We start from the raw sequence: 18,163 nt of genomic DNA on the forward strand, positions 1-18,163 counted from the left end.
AATATTTTGAAAGACCTGTGCTTGAGAGAGATGAATTTATTTAAATTTTATTGTCGACTGCCTATCTCTGTTCACATGTAATTGAGTGACGTCTGGTCTAGAGTAATGTCCAACTGCATCAAAATTTTGACGTTCTTCATAAACACGATGAAGGTCTAGAGTAGCCGTTATTAACTCTTCATTCCCTACTTGGGGTTCAATAATCCATTCCCCATCTGGTCCTGCGATGCAACTACCACCGTTGGCTAGTACTTCAGGAGCATTTGTTAGAATTTCATCTAGATGAGGAGTGTTTTCTGGAAAATCAGATTTAAACATTGTACTCGCAACACTTAAAACAAAGGTGCGTCCTTCTCTTGCGATGAATCTGGTAATGTCTTTAGTATTGTGGTCACTACCAGGCCAGCAAGCTACATGTAAATTGGTGCCTTGTGCGTACATCGCAGCTCTAGGAAGTGGCATCCAATTTTCCCAACAGTTTAAACCACTTACCGTAAAATCTTTCAATTGGTGAGTTACTAACCCATTGCCGTCACCTGGTGCCCATGTCAACCTCTCGTCATAGGTAGGTTGCAATTTACGGTGCACGCTTTGTATTAAACCTTCTTGATTGATGTAAACAAAGCTTGCATATAAACTATGGCCGCCACGATCTTCTGGTCTTTCGATTATTCCTAAATAAATTGCCATTTTATTCGCTTTCGCGAAAGCGCATACCTCATCTAGCTCTCCTTTTTCTATACAAATTGCGTTTAAACTGTAGTGTCTATGAAGTTCTTTGACAATCATTTTATTCCAAGCAGCCCCATCGGTAAGTGCTAGCCAAAATGGATATCCTGGTAATAAGCCTTCTCCAAAAGCTACTAGTTCTACTTGCTGATTTTTTGCTTGCTCCAGCGTAGTCAATATTTTTTTTAACGTAGCTTTTTTATCAAGCCATACAGGGCTTATTTGAGCTAGTCCTACTTTTATTTTAGAATTATTCATTATATGAAATCCTTTAATCTATTTATTATGGCTGGTAAGTCAATTAATAATATTGAAAATACGCCTACGCCAATTATAACTTTGAGAATAAAATGGATTAATAAATATTCCCGCTTTCTTTTTGAAGACCATAATAAGGGTAAACATACCAGTAGAGCTCCAGCAACCATCGCAAAATAATACTTCATGTCACCTACATTGTATGTGGTTATAAGAATGGATGCTGGGATAATTGCTATGAATGTAAGAAAGGTATAAAAGGTTTTACTCGCTTTAATTCCTAAAACAACAGGAATAGTGTGATAGTTTTGAGCTAGGTCACCACGTAAATTTTCTAGGTCCTTAATAAGTTCACGCATTCCCAAAATCAAAAACAAAAAGGACCCATGAATAAGAATCACTGGTAAGAAATTACGATAATACATGAATAGAACAAAAAACGGACTTATGGATAGCAATGCCGCCATCAAATTACCTAGAAATAAAATTCTTTTGAGTTTATGTGAGTACAACCACATGGCAAAAATGTAAAATGCAAAAAATGCTCCAGCACGCCACGAGACGATCGAGCCTAACAAAAAGGCAATGGCATTAAGGGTAAAATACACAGACCATAACGTTGATCGACTTACCTGATTTTCTAATAAGGTTTTTTGAGGTCTATTGATTAAATCCTTTTCCCGGTCGTAAAAGTTATTTATAATATAGCCACTGGCAATGGCGCTAGCACTAGCTAAAATAAGGAGCCACAATTTATAGTCTAGCAAAAGACTTTTTACTGGCAATTCTGGAGCGATGATAAAAATACTAGCCAGTAATTGTGCTACCGCTATTAGCCCCACGTTGTACAACCTCACCGTACTGAAAAGGCTTAACGATTTAACCAATAACGTGCGCAAACTTTGTTTGTTCCTAGATTGATATGATTGTTCCAGATTCACAGTTCGAATTTACAGACAAATTATCACAACTGTGTTAATACTTATTCAATTAGGGTTAATGGTCGTAGCTCATCCTGTGTGCATCTAGTTTTACAAATACAAAGAGTAATACGGTAAAGCCCCATAGACCACTTCCTCCATAGCTTACAAAGGGTAGAGGTATTCCTACAGTAGGTAATAGCCCTAGCACCATGCCTATATTCACAAAAAAATGAATAGTAAAAATACCGGCGACACCATAACCGTAAACTCGAGCAAATTGATTACGCTGTCTTTCGGCCATTATGACTAGTCTGTAAATAAGTGCCATGAATAATAACACTACGGCACTAGCACCTACAAACCCTAATTCCTCGGCTATAGCGGTAAATACAAAATCTGTATGCTGCTCTGGGACGTAACCACCTTGTGTTTGAGATCCTTTAAGTAAACCGGTTCCTGTCCATCCACCATGTCCTATGGTAATAAGACTTTGGTTTAAGTTATAACCTATTCCTTTATTGTCTTCCACACGTCCTAGAATAATATCAATACGATTACGATGTCTATCGCTTAGTACGTTTTCAAATACAAACTGTGTGGAAAACGTATAACCAATTGCTAGAAATGCAGTAATTATATACAACCATTTACGTGGTGGAGCGAGTCGTTTTTTATGTTTACGCTTTCGCGAAAGCAAGTACATAACTACAACAACAACTAGTACACTTATCGAAACTAGTATTGGTCCTATTGCAAGTGCACCTACAAAAAGTCCTACCGCTAGTAAGCCCAATGTGAGAAACCATAAAGACAATCCCTCACGATATAAAGTAAAGAAAAACGCGGAATATACTAAAGCACTTCCAGGATCAGGTTGCGGGATTATAAGTAGTGGTGGCAATAGGATAATTCCTCCTACAATTAATAAATGCTTTTTGTTTTTTAGAGTTACATTGAGCTGGCTTAGATACTTGGCTACTGCTAGTGCCGTAGCAAATTTTGCAAATTCACTAGGTTGTAAACCAACACTTCCAAAGGAATACCAAGATCTGGCGCCGCTTATTTCTTTTCCAAATACAAAAAGACCTAACAAGGAAAGCATCGAGACGACATAAATAACACCTGCAAAGCGTTCATAAAACTTAGGCTCTATAGCTAAAATAATAACGATAAGAAGCAGGGCTAGGGCAATCCAAATGAATTGTTTACCGTACTCAACATTCATATCCCAGATACTGGAATACGTTTCAACATTAACACTAGAGTAAATCGCTAGCCATCCTATAGTAATTAAACCTAGAAAAATGAAAATAGTGTAAAAATCGTATTTAGGTTTGTCTCCTATTCTCATTATTTAAGTAAGCCATTGTCTGGAGCATATATGTGTTTATTCTCCTCTGTAATTAAACCTCTATCTACCGCTTCATTAATAAGAAATTCTTCACCGCTGTAGGGTTTTGCATACTCATATTCCAAACTATGAGTAAGTAAATATTGTTCTAAATCTGTCCTGGTAATTTCGCCTTTGATGTGTTTTTCAATCATTAAACTGGCAATTTTAGCAGCATATCTTGAACCCCAATACCCATTCTCTACAAAAACTGCAATCGCTATTTGTGGATCGTCTTTTGGAGCAAATGCAATAAAAACAGAATGATCTGTAAGTTGTTTCGTTTTTCCATCAATTCGCATTTTGTTCTCAACCGTTCCAGTTTTTCCACAAATTTCTATACCTGGAATTTGTGAGTATTTTGCAGTCCCACTTTTATAAACCTCACTCATTCCTTCAATCACGGGTTCAAAATGTTCGGGACTTATAGTGGTATATCTTTTAGTTGTGTAGTTTTCCTCTGTTATAGGCTTTCCATTAATTTTTTTAATGATATGTGGTGTGTAAAAGTATCCTCTATTAGCAATTGCAGCTGTCATATTTGCGAGCTGAATAGGTGTAGCTTCAACTTCTCCTTGTCCAATTGCATTTGATATTGTGGTAGGAGCATACCACTTAAACTTATAGTTGTTGTTATAGAACTCGCCGTCTGGAATTCTACCGGCGCGACCTACTGGTAGGTCATAACCTAAATAATCTCCCAAACCAAAACTAGAAATATGCTTGTTCCAATTATTCATTCCAGCCGTTGGAGAACTTTCTTTTTCTATGATTCTTCTATATACTTGAGCAAAATAGGAGTTACAACTTTCTGCTATTCCTAACTCCATGCCTAGTGGACTGCGATGATAATGGCAACCTAAAGGTTTGCGGCCACCGTAATCATACCCGTGATTACATCTTAATTTTTCGTTAGGTCTAATTACTCCTTCTTCTAGACCTACAAGTGCGTTTAAGACTTTGAAAGGTGATCCAGGTGCATATTGTGCCTGTAGAGCACGATTAAAATCGGGAATTCTTATGGTGTCTCGTAAGATCGCATTTATATTTTTTGATCGATCTCTACCCATCAGAATACTTGGGTCGTAATTAGGGGCAGTTATTAAGCTAAGAATTTCACCTGTCTTTGGTTGTATAGCTACAATTCCACCTCGCTTATTCTTCATTAAAAGTTCACCATAAGCTTGAAGATCATTGTCTAGAGTAACAGTAAGATCACTACCTGCTACTGTTTCTATATCATATTTCCCATTTTCATACGATTCTAACTCTCGACCGTAAACATCACGGCGGTATATTTTTTTACCTTTAATTCCTCGCAATGTATCCTCATATTGAAGTTCGATCCCACTTTTACCTGCAAGGTCTCCTAGGTCGTAGTATGGGTCTTTTTTAATCTTTGAAGTGTTTACCTCTCTTATATAACCTAAAACACTTGCGCTATGATCTACAAGGTATTTTCTTAACGATCTACGTCTTACGAAAAATCCCTTATACTTTCTTAGTTGTTCTTGAACTGGAGCATATTCCTCTTGAGTAAGTTGTGGTATGATAACACTGGGCTTACGAGTAGACCAGCTTTTGGCCTTGTTTAATTGGTTGAGAAGTCTAGTGGTGTCAATCTTAAGTAACTTACATAGAGCTAAAGTGTCAAACTCTTTGACTTCTCTAGGTGTTACCATAATATCATAAGCTACCTGATTACCTACCATTAATTCTCCATCGCGATCATAAATAAAACCACGCTCTGGGTAATCATAAATTACCTTTTGAGCATTTTCAACTGCTTTTTGCTTATAGCTGTCAGTAGAGATTTGTAAATAAAAAAGCCTAGCGATAAACACTATTCCAATTACGGTTACTAGAAATAAAAGAAGGAGTTTTTTCATCTTACAACCTTAGGTTTTACTAAATATATTACTAGCAATGATATAAGTAAACTTAAGCCACCTATGGCAAACGTGTCTTTAACGGCCATGAGTATATGACTCATGTTAAAATATATAAGATTGAAAAATATAAAATGATGTATTAGTATTCCAAGAATCAGTAGTAGTAATAATCGATCAAAATTGGATTGAATTATTTTTAAATTTTTCATTTTATAACTTTCTCCATATATAATACGTAAAAGAAACGGTCTCGAAAAAGCTAAAACCAGGCAGGATGTGGCGTGTGCGCCACCGGTATCTTGAAAAGTATCTATCAATAATCCCAAAAGAAAAGCAGCAATTAAATAAAGTGCTCTATTATGTTCTACAGGGTATAGTAACAGGATGATGACATAGATGATTGGATTAATAAACCCTAAGAAGTACACATGATCCAATACAAAAACTTGTAAGAACAATATAAGCAGTATTGAAAAAGCGGTATATATACTTTTTTTAGTCATTTAGTCCGAGTGTGTCAATTTCCTTTAATTGAGGTAAAATTTTGTTTTTAACCACATATACGTAACCTAAATCAGTTAGGTCATTAAAAAGTTGTACATCGATTTTATACTTGGCTCCATTATCGATAAGCTCAGCTTTTGTAATAGTGCCTATTTCTATATTAGGTGGGAATAAAGTGGATTGCTTACCTGTGATAATGGTATCGCCTTTTTTAACTTGTGCAAGTCTGGGAACATCTTCTAAGCTTAGGTAATAGGGATCCTGTCCATCCCATTTTAAAGACCCTATAACATTACTTCCCTTGATTTGTGCATTAATTGAAAGATCAGAGCTCAAAACAGATATTACTCTAGAATAATTGGAATTGGACCTATCAATTATACCGATGATACCTTTGTCTGTAATGACACCCATATCTGGTTCAATTCCATTTTTCTCACCTATGTCTAGAGTTAAATAATTATCCTTTTTGAGAAAACTATTTTTAATAACTTTTGCAGGTATTACTTTATAAGTAGATTGTGCAATAACTGTAGTTGTATCTATTCTTAAAGTATCTGCTTTCAGACCGTCAAGTAACATTCTAAGTTTTGCATTTTCATTTGCAAGTTCTTGATTTACTTGTTTCAGATTAAAATAGTCTGCAACAGACTGTTTTGAACTTAAAGCTCCGCCAGTAAAGTTGCCGCTAGAATGAATAAATTGATACCTAGTATAGTCGTGTGACTGTACAGTTAAACTGATTGATATAACAAGTAAAAACAGGAACAGCAATAAATTTCTGTACTTGATCAGAAAGTTAATAATTTGCTGCATAGGTTAAAATATGTCTATCCTGCTAGAACGGTTTTATATTTATCTAGATTTTTTAATGTAAGTCCTGTACCGCGTACTACTGCTCTTAGAGGATCTTCTGCAATATATACAGGAAGATCGGTTTTTTGAGATAGACGTTTATCCAGTCCTCTAAGCATCGATCCACCACCAGCAAGATAAATACCAGTATTATAGATGTCGGCTGCTAGTTCTGGAGGAGTTTGAGATAAAGTTTCCATTACAGCATCTTCAACACGTAGGATTGATTTATCAAGCGCTTTGGCAATTTCACGATAAGAGATCTTAACTTCTTTTGGTCTACCCTTAATTAAGTCACGACCTTGCACACTCATTTCCTCTGGTGGAACTTCTAAATCCTCGGTAGCTGCACCTATTTGAATTTTTATCTTTTCTGCAGTGCGTTCACCTACATAAAGATTATGCTGTGTGCGCATGTAATAAACGATATCGTTGGTGAAAACATCACCTGCGATTTTTACCGATCGATCACAAACTATTCCTCCTAGAGCAATAACCGCAATTTCAGTTGTTCCTCCACCTATATCTACGATCATGTTTCCTTTAGGTTGCATGATGTCAACACCTATACCTATTGCTGCTGCCATTGGTTCGTGAATAAGGTAAACTTCCTTACCATTTACACGCTCGGCACTGTCTTTAACCGCACGCATTTCAACTTCGGTTATCCCAGATGGAATACAAATCACCATTCGTAACGATGGGGTAAAAAGTCGTTTCTTAAGTGCAGGGATTTCTTTGATAAACATCGAAATCATTTTTTCAGAAGCATCAAAGTCTGCAATTACACCATCTTTAAGCGGCCTAATGGTTTTGATATTTTCATGAGTTTTACCTTGCATCATGGCTGCTTCCTTACCTACGGCAATTATTTTACCCGTAGTTCTATTTCTAGCAACAATAGATGGACTGTCCACAACAACTTTACCATTGTGTACAATTAAAGTATTTGCCGTACCTAAATCAATGGCAATATCTTCAGAGAGAAAGTCAAAAAATCCCATATAAACCTCAGAGGAATAAGTTAATAAGCGTCACCTACAAATCTAATCAAATAATTAGTGTTTAAAGTGTCTAGTACCTGTAAATACCATTGCAATACTATTTTCATTGCAATAATCGATTGAAAGTTGGTCTTTTATGGATCCGCCTGGCTGTATAACAGCTTTAATTCCAGCATTATCTGCTATTTCTACACAATCAGGAAATGGGAAAAATGCATCACTAGCCATAACAGCACCTTCAAGATCAAAATTAAAGCTACCGGCTTTATGAATAGCTTGATTAAGAGCGTCTACTCGTGATGTTTGACCAGTACCACTTGCACATAACTGCTTTCCTTTTGCAAGAACAATTGTGTTTGATTTTGTGTGTTTACAAATCTTTGAAGCAAATAATAAATCTTCAATTTGCTCTTCGCTTGGACTTATTGTAGTTGCAGTTTTTAGATCTGCTTTTTGATCTGTCTTAATATTTGGATCCTGTACTAGATAACCGTTTAATGAAGCTCGTACCTCAAGTGTGTTGTGATCACGCTTTCGCGAAAGCGCACCATCTACAAGCTCTAGTAATATTCTATTTTTCTTGCCTTTAAGTATCTCCATAGCGTCCTCATCAAAAGATGGAGCTATAACTACCTCACAAAAAAGCTGGTGTATTTCTTCGGCTGTTGCTTTGTCAATATTCGTATTTGCGATTAAAATACCACCAAATGCGCTCACAGGATCTCCAGCAAGTGCATCAATATAAGCTTGATGGATAGTGTCGCGTTGTGCAACTCCACAAGCATTGTTATGCTTAAAAATCGCAAATGTAGGAGCATCATGCTCAAATTCACTCATAAGACTTACAGCGGCATCAACGTCTAGTAAGTTGTTGTAGGATAGTTCTTTACCGTGGTGTTTAGTAAACATCTCGTTAAAGTTGCCGTAGAACCAACCTCTTTGATGCGGGTTTTCTCCATATCTCAATGGCATGACAGTAGGTTCACTTATCTTAAGTGCTTTATCTATTGAGTGGCCAGAAAAATAATTGTAAATAGCACTGTCGTAGTGTGAAGAGACATTGAAGCAATTTGTTGCAAAACGCTTGCGTTGTTCTAAGGTAGTAACCCCATTACCTTCTTCTAATACCTCTAATAGAGCTGTATAATCCTGTACGGTTCCTACGCATAAAGTGTCTTTATAATTTTTGGCACCTGCTCTAATTAAAGAAATTCCGCCTATATCAATTTTTTCTATAATATCTTGTTCACCTGCGCCACTTGCTACCGTTTTTTCAAAAGGGTATAAATCTACCACTACAATGTCGATTTGTGGTATGTCAAATTCTTTAATTTGAGCAACGTCGTTTTCATTGTCACGGCGATTTAAAATCCCTCCAAAAACTTTAGGGTGTAAAGTTTTTACACGACCTCCTAAAATAGATGGGTATGAGGTAACATCTTCAACAGGAACTACAGGAATTCCAAGGTCTGTAATAAATTTTTCAGTACCACCGGTTGAATAAATAGTGATGCCTAATTCATTCATTTTTTGAACAATAGGTTCTAGTCCTTCCTTGCTGAATACAGAAATTAATGCGCTTTTTGCAGTGATATTACTCATGTTGTGTTGGGGTTATTTAAACAAGTTGCAAAAGTAATTCAACTCATTCATTTTGAACTCCATTATAAATAAAATATTGCGATACTTTTAAATTTTATTTGGATAGATTCAATCAACCATTTGTTTTACTTTTTCTAGGTCTAATCCGCCGTAATTTCCACTACTCATTAGAAGTAAAACGGACTGATCTAGATTTTTTTCAAGAAGCCATGTGCTGAAGGTCACAGGCTCGGTCATGATGATTAAATCATCTCGGTCAAAAGCCTCGAAAATTTGCTCCTTTGTAATAGGTGCTAATTGCTTTATGGCAACAGCCTCTGGACTGAAGAATACTACTGCCTCATCAGCAGCATCAAGAGCTCCTGCGTATTCTTTTAGGAATTCTGGATTTAAGCTGGAGTAGGTGTGTAGTTCAAGACAAGCGATGAGCTTGCGCTCGATATACTGGTCATGTACAGCTTCAGTGGTGGCTTTAACTTTACTTGGAGAGTGAGCAAAATCTTTAAAAATCACTTTACCATTAGATTCCGCGATTTTTTCTAAACGTTTAGAAGCTCCTTTAAAACTTGCTATTGCTTCATAAAAGTCATCTTCATCAATACCCATATGTTGACAAACCCATTTTGCCCCAGCAAGGTTATTTAAGTTATGCTTACCAAATATCTCTATAGGCATAGCACCTTCAGGTGTTTCTAGATAGGTAATGCCGTCTATTATTTGATGTTCTGGGATGTGGTACGAGTGCTTGCGTGTAGGTTTTGTTGCAGCCTCACTAATTCTCTTTACCTCATCATCCTCTTCATTATAAACAAGTATACTTCCATCTTTCATTAAATCAAGAAACATCTCAAATTGACTTACATAATTTTCATAAGTAGGGAAAACATTAATGTGATCCCAAGCAATACCTGACAATAAAGCGATGTTAGGTTGGTATAAGTGAAATTTAGGACGTCGATCAATAGGACTTGATAAATACTCATCACCTTCAAGAATCATAAATTCATTATCATCCGTAAGGTGCACCATAGTATCAAATCCTTCTAATTGAGCTCCTACCATGTAATCTACTTCTTTGTCGTGATAATGCATCACATGAAGTACCATTGACGTAATCGTCGTTTTACCATGAGAACCTGCAATTACAACTCGTGTTTTATTTTTTGATTGTTCATATAGATATTCTGGATAGCTATAAATGGTAAGACCTAATTCTTGAGCTCTTTTTAATTCAGGATTATCTTCTTTAGCATGCATGCCAACAATTACTGCATCTAGTTCGGTGGTAATTGCTTGTGAGTTCCAACCATATTCCTTTGGTAAAAGTCCATATTTTTCTAATCTGGATTTACTAGGTTCAAATATCACATCGTCGCTACCTGTAACTTGATAACCCTTATGATGTAATGCTAGTGCTAGGTTGTGCATGGCGCTACCGCCTATTGCTATAAAGTGTACTTTCATAAATTAGTTGAGCTTTTGGTTCAATTGACTTAGGGCGGTTTGTAGTTGTGCCGATTTTGTTTTGTCTAGACCAGTCTTGTATATTTTTAATGCTTTCAATGGTAATTCTTGTTTCTCATACAATTGCCCTAGCAGCAAGTATGTAGTAGGAGAGCCTCCAACCTCAATGGCTTTCTTGTAAGATTCTTCTGCCTTTGAGTAATCTTCCTCATAGGTGTAAATAAAACCAAATGCTAAATGACCATCAACTGGTGATATTTTAAGTAATTCATCAGCATAAAACTTTGCTTTTTTAATACTACCACCTACTATACCTGGTAGTTCACAGTACATTTGAGATAAAGCATGCCTAGACTCAATATGCTTTTTATCTAAAATAGCAGCTTGATGCAAATGAAACTTTACATCGTCCAAATATTTAATCGCTTTAAATTTTGAAATTCCCTTGATGTAAAAAGCCATCGCTCCACCATATTTAAAATGGTAGTTAGCATTTTTAGGATCACGTTCAACCAGTATCTCAAAATAAGACATTGCTTTCTTATATTTTTTTTGATGTCCAGCGATGTCGCCCAAACGCTCGATAGCTATAAGTTGAGTACTGTCCTTATCATAGATGTTCTGGTACTTTACTAACGCTTCTTGGTAATTTTTGTTCTTATACAAGGCTTCGGCATCTAGTAAATCAGTTTGTGCCTGAATAGTATAAGCTACTAAGAAAAGAATTAATAATAATACTCGTTGCATAACATCAAAAGTATCAAAAAGCAGTCCAATAATCGGTTTTCACTCATTAAAAATAGGGTTTTACTCATTTCGCTTTCGCGAAAGCGTACCTATCTCATATCTTTAATAAAAAATTGATATGAAAAGCACGCCAGCCATTTTATTCGTCCTTATCCTATTAGGTCAAATTATCGTTGCTCAATCTCCATTTCAAAATCAATGGGAAGAAATTGAAAAATTAGAGCTTTCAAATAAAATCAATGAAGCCCATAAGATACTCAATGGTATTTATGAAAAAGCTCAGAAAGATCAGCTTAATGACGAGATGATTAAGGTTACGGTATTTAAATCGAAATACACACTAATTAATCAAGAAGACGCGCAACGTAAAGTCCTCAAAATGTTAGACAGCTTAATAACTATCAAACAGTTTCCTGAGCGTAACATATATCAATCCTACAAAGCTCAATTGCTATTTAATTATTATAATACCAATAGGTATCTTATCGATCGAAGAAATAAACAAAATGGAGCTATTGATGACTTTAAACAATGGACTAAGATTCAATTTGTAGATGAAATCAATGCTTTATTCACTAGCTCTTTAGAAGAGCCATTAGAACTGGCCAAGATAAAAACCGTTGAATATGATGCATTATTCTTTCAACGTGTAAACGGACGATTTTTACAACCTACCTTACTGGACGTTTTGTTTAGAGAAGCATTTCCTTTTTTTAATGATCCAATCAAAAAATCATATTATTCGCCTATAAAACCTACAGAAAAGGAGATGTTCTTGCCGACGCAAGAAATCAGTGCAAATGCTACTTTGCTAAAAGTTTATCCAGTTTTAAAAATGTATAACTTATTGGAAAAGTTACATAGTCGACTGGGCAACGATCAGGCCTACCTTTACACGGTTATAGAAAGAATGAAATATGAACGTAGTTTAAGTAATGATGAATTTACCTTATTATATATAGATGCATTAGAAAAGCTCTATCGTGCAAATAAGGGAAATAAGGAAGCAAGTTTGGTTTTGAATCTGCTTGCAAGAGAGTATTATCAATTGAGCTTGGATTATTCTTTGCCAGACTTTAAATCCTACCGAAATAAAAGCATACAACTGGCTCAACTTGCTATTGATGATTATAAAGATTCCTACGGTAGTCTGCTGGCTCAAGTAATTTTATCGAGCATTTTTGAAACTACTGCAAGGATTGATATCGATAACTACGTAACACCGAATGATTCTATCTTAGGAAACCTTACATATCGTAATATTGATAATGCTACTTTATATGTGATTCCTGGTAAAAGTTACTATTTGTATAAAAACGATAGTTTGGCTAGGGATACTTTTAATAAAGCACTAGCCAATAATGAATTAATTCATACAGAACATTTTCCTTTACACGATGTGGAAGATACTTACTCTCATGATTATCAATTTGTTGTACCTGGATTAAATGCTGGTCATTATAATGCAGTTCTTGAAGTTTGTGAAAATGACGTTTCAAAAATCAAATTTCTTTCATTCAATGTAAGCAATATCGCTGCAATAGAGCGAAAGACTCCAACCTATATTGAATTGAGTTTATACAATCGAAAAACTGGAGCTCCTTTAAGAAGTGCTCGTGTAAAAAGATTTAATAATTATACATACAATCCTATAGGCAATTTTAAAGTAGATCAAGATGGTAGAGTGAAATTACCTTTAAAAAAGAATGAAGACGCCAATGATTTTGATCTATTAATTATTAATGGTAAGGATACTCTAGAAACTGATTTATACGGATATCGTGAAGTAAAAACTAAATATAAACATGAGCGTATAGCTAAATCATTTCTCTATTTGGACCGTGGTATTTATCGACCTAATCAAGAAGTGTTTTTTAAAGGTATTGTTTTAGAAAACTATAAAAAGCAATCAAAAACGCTCGATAACTTTACTGTAAAACTCGAGGTAAAGGATGCTAACTATCAAGTGATTCATGAGGATACGTTGACTACTAATGATTATGGAAGTGTAAGTGGATCTTTTAAGTTACCTCAAGACGTTTTAACAGGTAGGTTTACATTGAGTTTAAATAAAATTAATGATAGAATAAGAAATGTTGACAGATGGATTAATAATCAATATAGCTTTCAAGTAGAAGAATATAAATTACCTAAGTTTAAAACTAGTTTTGATCCAATAAAAGAATTGTATAAAATCAATGATAGTGTAAAAGTTGTGGGGAAAGCAATGGCTTTATTAGGAAGCCCGATTACTAATGCACAGGTTAAATATACAGTAAAACGAAAAGCGCAATACCATTGGTATTACAGGTATAAAAACAAAGAAGAGAGTTTTCAAACGGGAACTGTTAAAACAAAAAAGGATGGTAGTTACGAGATTGTTTTTAAAGCTTTACCAGATGAAAATTATAAGAAAGGGGAAAAGGTATCTTATACCTATGAAGTAAATGCTGCTGTCACCGATTTAAATGGTGAAACTAGAGAGGCAAATACTCAGGTTAAAGTAAGTACAGAACCCTTTTCTTTATCCATTTCTAAAAACGATTTAACCATAGACAATGATACAATAACTATAGCCGCAAGGAATGCTAATGGTCAATTTGCATCTACAAAGGTGGTTTTAGAAATCCGAAAAAAGGAAAATGAGAACCGACCAATATTTCAAAAAAGAACAGAATCTAACTACTATTCTCATAGATCTTACATTGTAAACGAGAAATCTGAAAATACAGAAGTCTTTCCTAAATTCTACGAATACAGTCGCGAAGATCATATAAATGCTTTTCCATACAGAGCAGCGTACAATCGGGAATTCGTATCAAGTTCTAATCGATATGAAAGCCGTCCTGCAAATGATTGGAAGGACATGCCAATCGTTTATAAAAAAGAAGTGGTGATAGATAGTATTACCTCAGTAAAAGTTCCAATTAATGAAGAATGGCAAAATGGGGCTTATTACTTCTTCGTAAAATCTATTGAGGAAGATGTTTCTAACAGACAAGAGGTTAACATTCATGCCGATAAAAGTCAACCATTGTTTCCAACAATTCTTGAGGTTGATGTCTCCCAAAATAACGACCTAACTAGTGTTACTGCAAAAACTAGTATGAATGGTATTTATACACGTGTACTCATATGGGATAAAAAAAGTATTTTAAAAGATGAAGTACTTTACTTCAATAAGGGAACAAATAGTGTTTCATGTACATTTAAAGATGTAAAGGGAGATAATTTGAATTTTCAATTTATCACCTACATAGAAAATCATTTACATTCCATTTCCAAGACATTAAGTCTACAGAAAATTACACCAGTCAATTATAAAATTGAGACAAGTACATTTAGGGATAAATTAGCCCCAGGCGAAGAAGAGATATGGTCATTTAAAATTAAAAATCAAAAAGACCAGCCTATGGTGGCAGAGGTACTAGCGAGTATGTATGATTTGGGTCTAGATCAGTTTAAGCCTAGCTATTGGGGTTTGCCTTACTTCAACAATTATAATTACGGTATACATGTAGGTTATTTTGAAAACATAGAACCGTTAAATGATGATTCTGATAGTATCTTCTTTAATAGTACTTATGATAATACAGTGACCACTTTGGAGTATGATAGACTTCGGTTTTTTGGACTCAATTTTAATAATCCAGGAATTGTAAACAGTAGTTATCTTAAAAACATAAGTCGTAAACATAAGGAGTTAAAACCAAAACAAGGTTTTGTAGTAGGAGTCGTGAGCGATTATGATGGCCCTTTAGTAGGCGCAACAGTGAATGTAAAGGGAACGAATATAGCTACCACTACAGATTTTGATGGTCGTTATGAAATTGTTGCTCAAAAGGAGGATGTTTTGGTAGTTTCCTATGTAGGTTATGAGAGTAAAGAAATAATGGTAGGAGAGGATACGGTAATCAATGCATCTTTAAACTCTTCTTTGGATGAGGTTGTAGTTGTAGGCTATAGAACAACTAAAAAGCCGAAATTAACTTCTTCAGTATCTATAGTTACTTCTGATTCTATTGAGATGCTTCCAAATTCAGAAGTTATTCAAAGATTACAAGGTCAAGTGCCTGGTTTGCAAGTGCAATACTCAAGTGGTCAACCTGGTGCAAATCCACAGGTTTTAATAAGAGGAATATCATCTGGTCAAAGCAATATATCACCTTTATATATAGTTGATGGTGTTCCTGTGAATAAGGAAGACTTCAAAGGGCTTAATCCAGATGATATTAAAGAAATCGCAACTCTTAAAGATGCGGCAGCAACATCCATTTATGGTAATCGTGGAGCAAATGGAGTAATTGTGATATCAACCAAACAAGGTGTTTCAACTGCCGACATTGTTAATCAGGAAATAGAATTAAACAAAGTCAAGGCTAGAAAAAACCTAAAAGAAACTGCCTTTTTCCTGCCACACTTAAAAACAGATAAACAGGGGAATCTTAAAGTAAGTTTTACGAGTCCAGAAATGCTTACCGAATGGAAATTTCGATTACTAGCCCATAACAAACAAGGTCAGTTTGCACAACTCACTAAAACAGTGCGGACTCAAAAAGATTTGAGCATTGTTCCCAACGCACCGCGATTCTTAAGAGAAAAAGATACCATTAAATTATCTACTAAAATAGCCAACCTTTCTGAGGAGGATTATAACGGTATAGCTCGATTACAATTATCAAGTGCAATTGATGGTTCAAGTATTGACGATAAATTTAATAATACTAGCGCTACTCAGAATTTTCAGGTAGATGCCGGTGGCAATACATCAGTAGCATGGACTTTTGTAGTCCCAGTAGGAGCGCCGCCAGTCACTTATAGAATTACTGCAAGTACGGGCAAGTTCTCAGATGGAGAAGAAAATGTATTGCCTGTTCTTACTAATCGCGACTTGGTTACTGAGACACAGTCAATGTGGGTAAGATCAGGTGTTAATAAAAGTTTCATCCTTAGCAATCTTAAAGAGAATAATTCCAGCACTTTAGAACATCATAAACTTACATTAGAATACACTTCAAACCCTGCATGGTACGCTATTAAAGCCTTACCTTATCTTAAGGAATATGAACACGAGTGTGCCGAACAGACTTTCTCTAGATATTTTGCCAATGCTACATCGGCACATATTTTAAACAGTCATCCAGAAGTGAAAAAGGTTTTTGACAAATGGGCAGCACTAGACGTTCCTTTATCAAAGTTGGAAAAGAATGATCAACTCAAATCCATTTTACTTACCCATACTCCATGGGTGCTAGATACGCAGGATGAAAAAGAACAGCTTAAAAGACTAGCAACTTTGTTTGATCTGGATCGAACAGCTAGAGAGCAGAAACGTACTTTCAAAAAACTTAAGAAACTTCAAAATAATTCGGGATGGTTCCCATGGTTTAATGGCGGTGCAGACAATGAATACATTTCTAGACATATAGTCTCGGGAATAGGTCGAATGGAACAACTGCAAATTAGACATGAAAATCAGGAAGAAATGAGGGCTATGTACGATAAAGGTGTTCATGCTCTTGATAAAAAATGGGAAAAGCAGTTCAAGAATCATCGTACCAATTATGGTCGTATTACAGATACAACTAAATTTAAAAGTCCTGAGGACTATAATTTCTATTACGGTTATTGGCATTACCAATATGCGCGCAGCTTTGGGATGTCTCAAAAAAGGCTGAAGCCTGTAACTGGAATTTTAAAGGAGTATGAGGATTACGCTTTCGCGAAAGCAAAAACAGAATTTGCAACCCATACCAGGTATCAACAATTATTAATAGCACTTGTTTTACATCGCAATGGCTTTACCAATGATGCTCAAAGGATTCTAGAAGGTTTAAAACAAATTGCTATTAATAGCGAGGCAAGAGGAATGTATTGGGAGAATACTAAATACGGCTGGAGATGGTACAACAATGATGTGAACACTGTTGCACTAGCTATTGAAGCTTTTGCTGAGATTACAGACGATCAAGAAACAGTAGAGTCTTTGAAGGTCTCTTTGATTAGAAGGGGACGAGCAAATAGATGGGATTCAACAAAGTCTACCGCTATGGCTTGTTACGCCTTATTGTTAAAAGGAGATAACTTCACTAGTATCAGCGCTGAACCGCGTATTTATTGGGCAGGCAAAGATGTGATAAATGAAATGCTAAATGAAGACCAGGTTGAAGAGGGAACGGGATATTTTAAAACTAGTATAGACAAGGAAAAAATATCTAAAGATTATGCAACCGTTACGGTAGATAACAAATCGAGTACTACAGGTTATGGAGCCTTGTACTGGCAATATTTTGAAGACTTAGATAAGATTAAGGCGCATTCAGGTGATGGTCCACTTAAGGTTAAAAAACAATTATTTAAAAATATTACAAACGATGATGGTACTAGTTTGCAAGAAATCACTCAAGAAAACCCGGTTAAAATAGGTGATCTTATTACAGTGCGTATTATCATCACGGCGGTAGAGGATATGGAATACATTCACTTAAAGGACATGCGTAGCAGTGGCTTTGAACCAGTAGATGTTATTTCAAAGTATAAATGGCAAGATGGTTTAGGATATTATCAAAGTACCAAGGATGTAGCTTCTCATTTCTTTTTTGATGAAATTGGTAAAGGGACCTATGTATTTGATTATAACGTACGGGCAAACAATGCTGGTCAATTTTCTAATGGAATAACTCGAATAGAATCAATGTATGCTCCAGAATATGGAAGCCATAGTTCAGGTACTAGAGTAAATATTGTGGAATAATATAGGAATTCACATTTTACATAAGTATTTGTGGTTAGTGT

The 18,163-nt window shown here is 35.5% G+C and carries 10 protein-coding genes; 1 reads left to right on the plus strand and 9 read right to left on the minus strand.

Annotated elements, in window-relative coordinates:
- Positions 1-36: 36 nt before the first annotated feature.
- From BST93_RS03230 to BST93_RS03275, 9 genes are all read right to left on the minus strand, one after another.
- Complete coding sequence (locus BST93_RS03230; RefSeq protein WP_105018054.1) at positions 37-987, minus strand: carbon-nitrogen hydrolase family protein; 951 nt, start codon at positions 985-987, stop codon at positions 37-39.
- Entirely contained in the window at positions 987-1,928 is a 942-nt protein-coding gene (locus tag BST93_RS03235) for a geranylgeranylglycerol-phosphate geranylgeranyltransferase (protein WP_105018055.1), read from the minus strand. The genes BST93_RS03230 and BST93_RS03235 overlap by 1 nt, the downstream gene beginning before the upstream one ends.
- A gap of 55 nt (positions 1,929-1,983) precedes the next feature.
- Entirely contained in the window at positions 1,984-3,261 is a 1,278-nt protein-coding gene (gene rodA, locus BST93_RS03240; RefSeq protein WP_105018056.1) for a rod shape-determining protein RodA, read from the minus strand.
- Positions 3,261-5,189 (minus strand): penicillin-binding protein 2, encoded by a 1,929-nt coding sequence (mrdA, locus tag BST93_RS03245; RefSeq protein WP_105018057.1) that lies wholly within the window; start codon positions 5,187-5,189, stop codon positions 3,261-3,263. Before mrdA ends, rodA begins: the two co-directional genes overlap by 1 nt.
- A gap of 498 nt (positions 5,190-5,687) precedes the next feature.
- Positions 5,688-6,512: a rod shape-determining protein MreC gene (mreC, locus tag BST93_RS03255; protein WP_105018058.1), complete on the minus strand. Its 825-nt coding sequence runs from the start codon at positions 6,510-6,512 to the stop codon at positions 5,688-5,690.
- A gap of 14 nt (positions 6,513-6,526) precedes the next feature.
- Positions 6,527-7,555 carry a rod shape-determining protein gene (locus BST93_RS03260; protein WP_042279614.1) on the minus strand — a complete coding sequence of 343 codons (1,029 nt, stop codon included), beginning with the start codon at positions 7,553-7,555 and terminating at the stop codon, positions 6,527-6,529.
- Between the two features lie 54 nt (positions 7,556-7,609).
- Positions 7,610-9,157: a bifunctional phosphoribosylaminoimidazolecarboxamide formyltransferase/IMP cyclohydrolase gene (gene purH, locus BST93_RS03265; protein ID WP_105018059.1), complete on the minus strand. Its 1,548-nt coding sequence runs from the start codon at positions 9,155-9,157 to the stop codon at positions 7,610-7,612.
- Positions 9,158-9,265: 108 nt separating this feature from the next.
- Positions 9,266-10,621 carry a UDP-N-acetylmuramate--L-alanine ligase gene (locus tag BST93_RS03270; RefSeq protein WP_105018060.1) on the minus strand — a complete coding sequence of 452 codons (1,356 nt, stop codon included), beginning with the start codon at positions 10,619-10,621 and terminating at the stop codon, positions 9,266-9,268.
- Positions 10,622-10,624: 3 nt separating this feature from the next.
- Positions 10,625-11,368 carry a tetratricopeptide repeat protein gene (locus tag BST93_RS03275; protein WP_105018061.1) on the minus strand — a complete coding sequence of 248 codons (744 nt, stop codon included), beginning with the start codon at positions 11,366-11,368 and terminating at the stop codon, positions 10,625-10,627.
- Positions 11,369-11,486: 118 nt separating this feature from the next.
- On the opposite strand from BST93_RS03275, the gene BST93_RS03280 reads away from it, so the two are divergent.
- The gene (locus BST93_RS03280; RefSeq protein WP_105018062.1) at positions 11,487-18,122 is read left to right on the plus strand and encodes an alpha-2-macroglobulin family protein; all 6,636 of its coding nucleotides are present in this window, start codon (positions 11,487-11,489) and stop codon (positions 18,120-18,122) included.
- Positions 18,123-18,163: the final 41 nt, after the last annotated feature.

The sequence above is a fragment of the Nonlabens tegetincola genome (genome assembly GCF_002954355.1).
GTDB lineage: Bacteria > Bacteroidota > Bacteroidia > Flavobacteriales > Flavobacteriaceae > Nonlabens > Nonlabens tegetincola.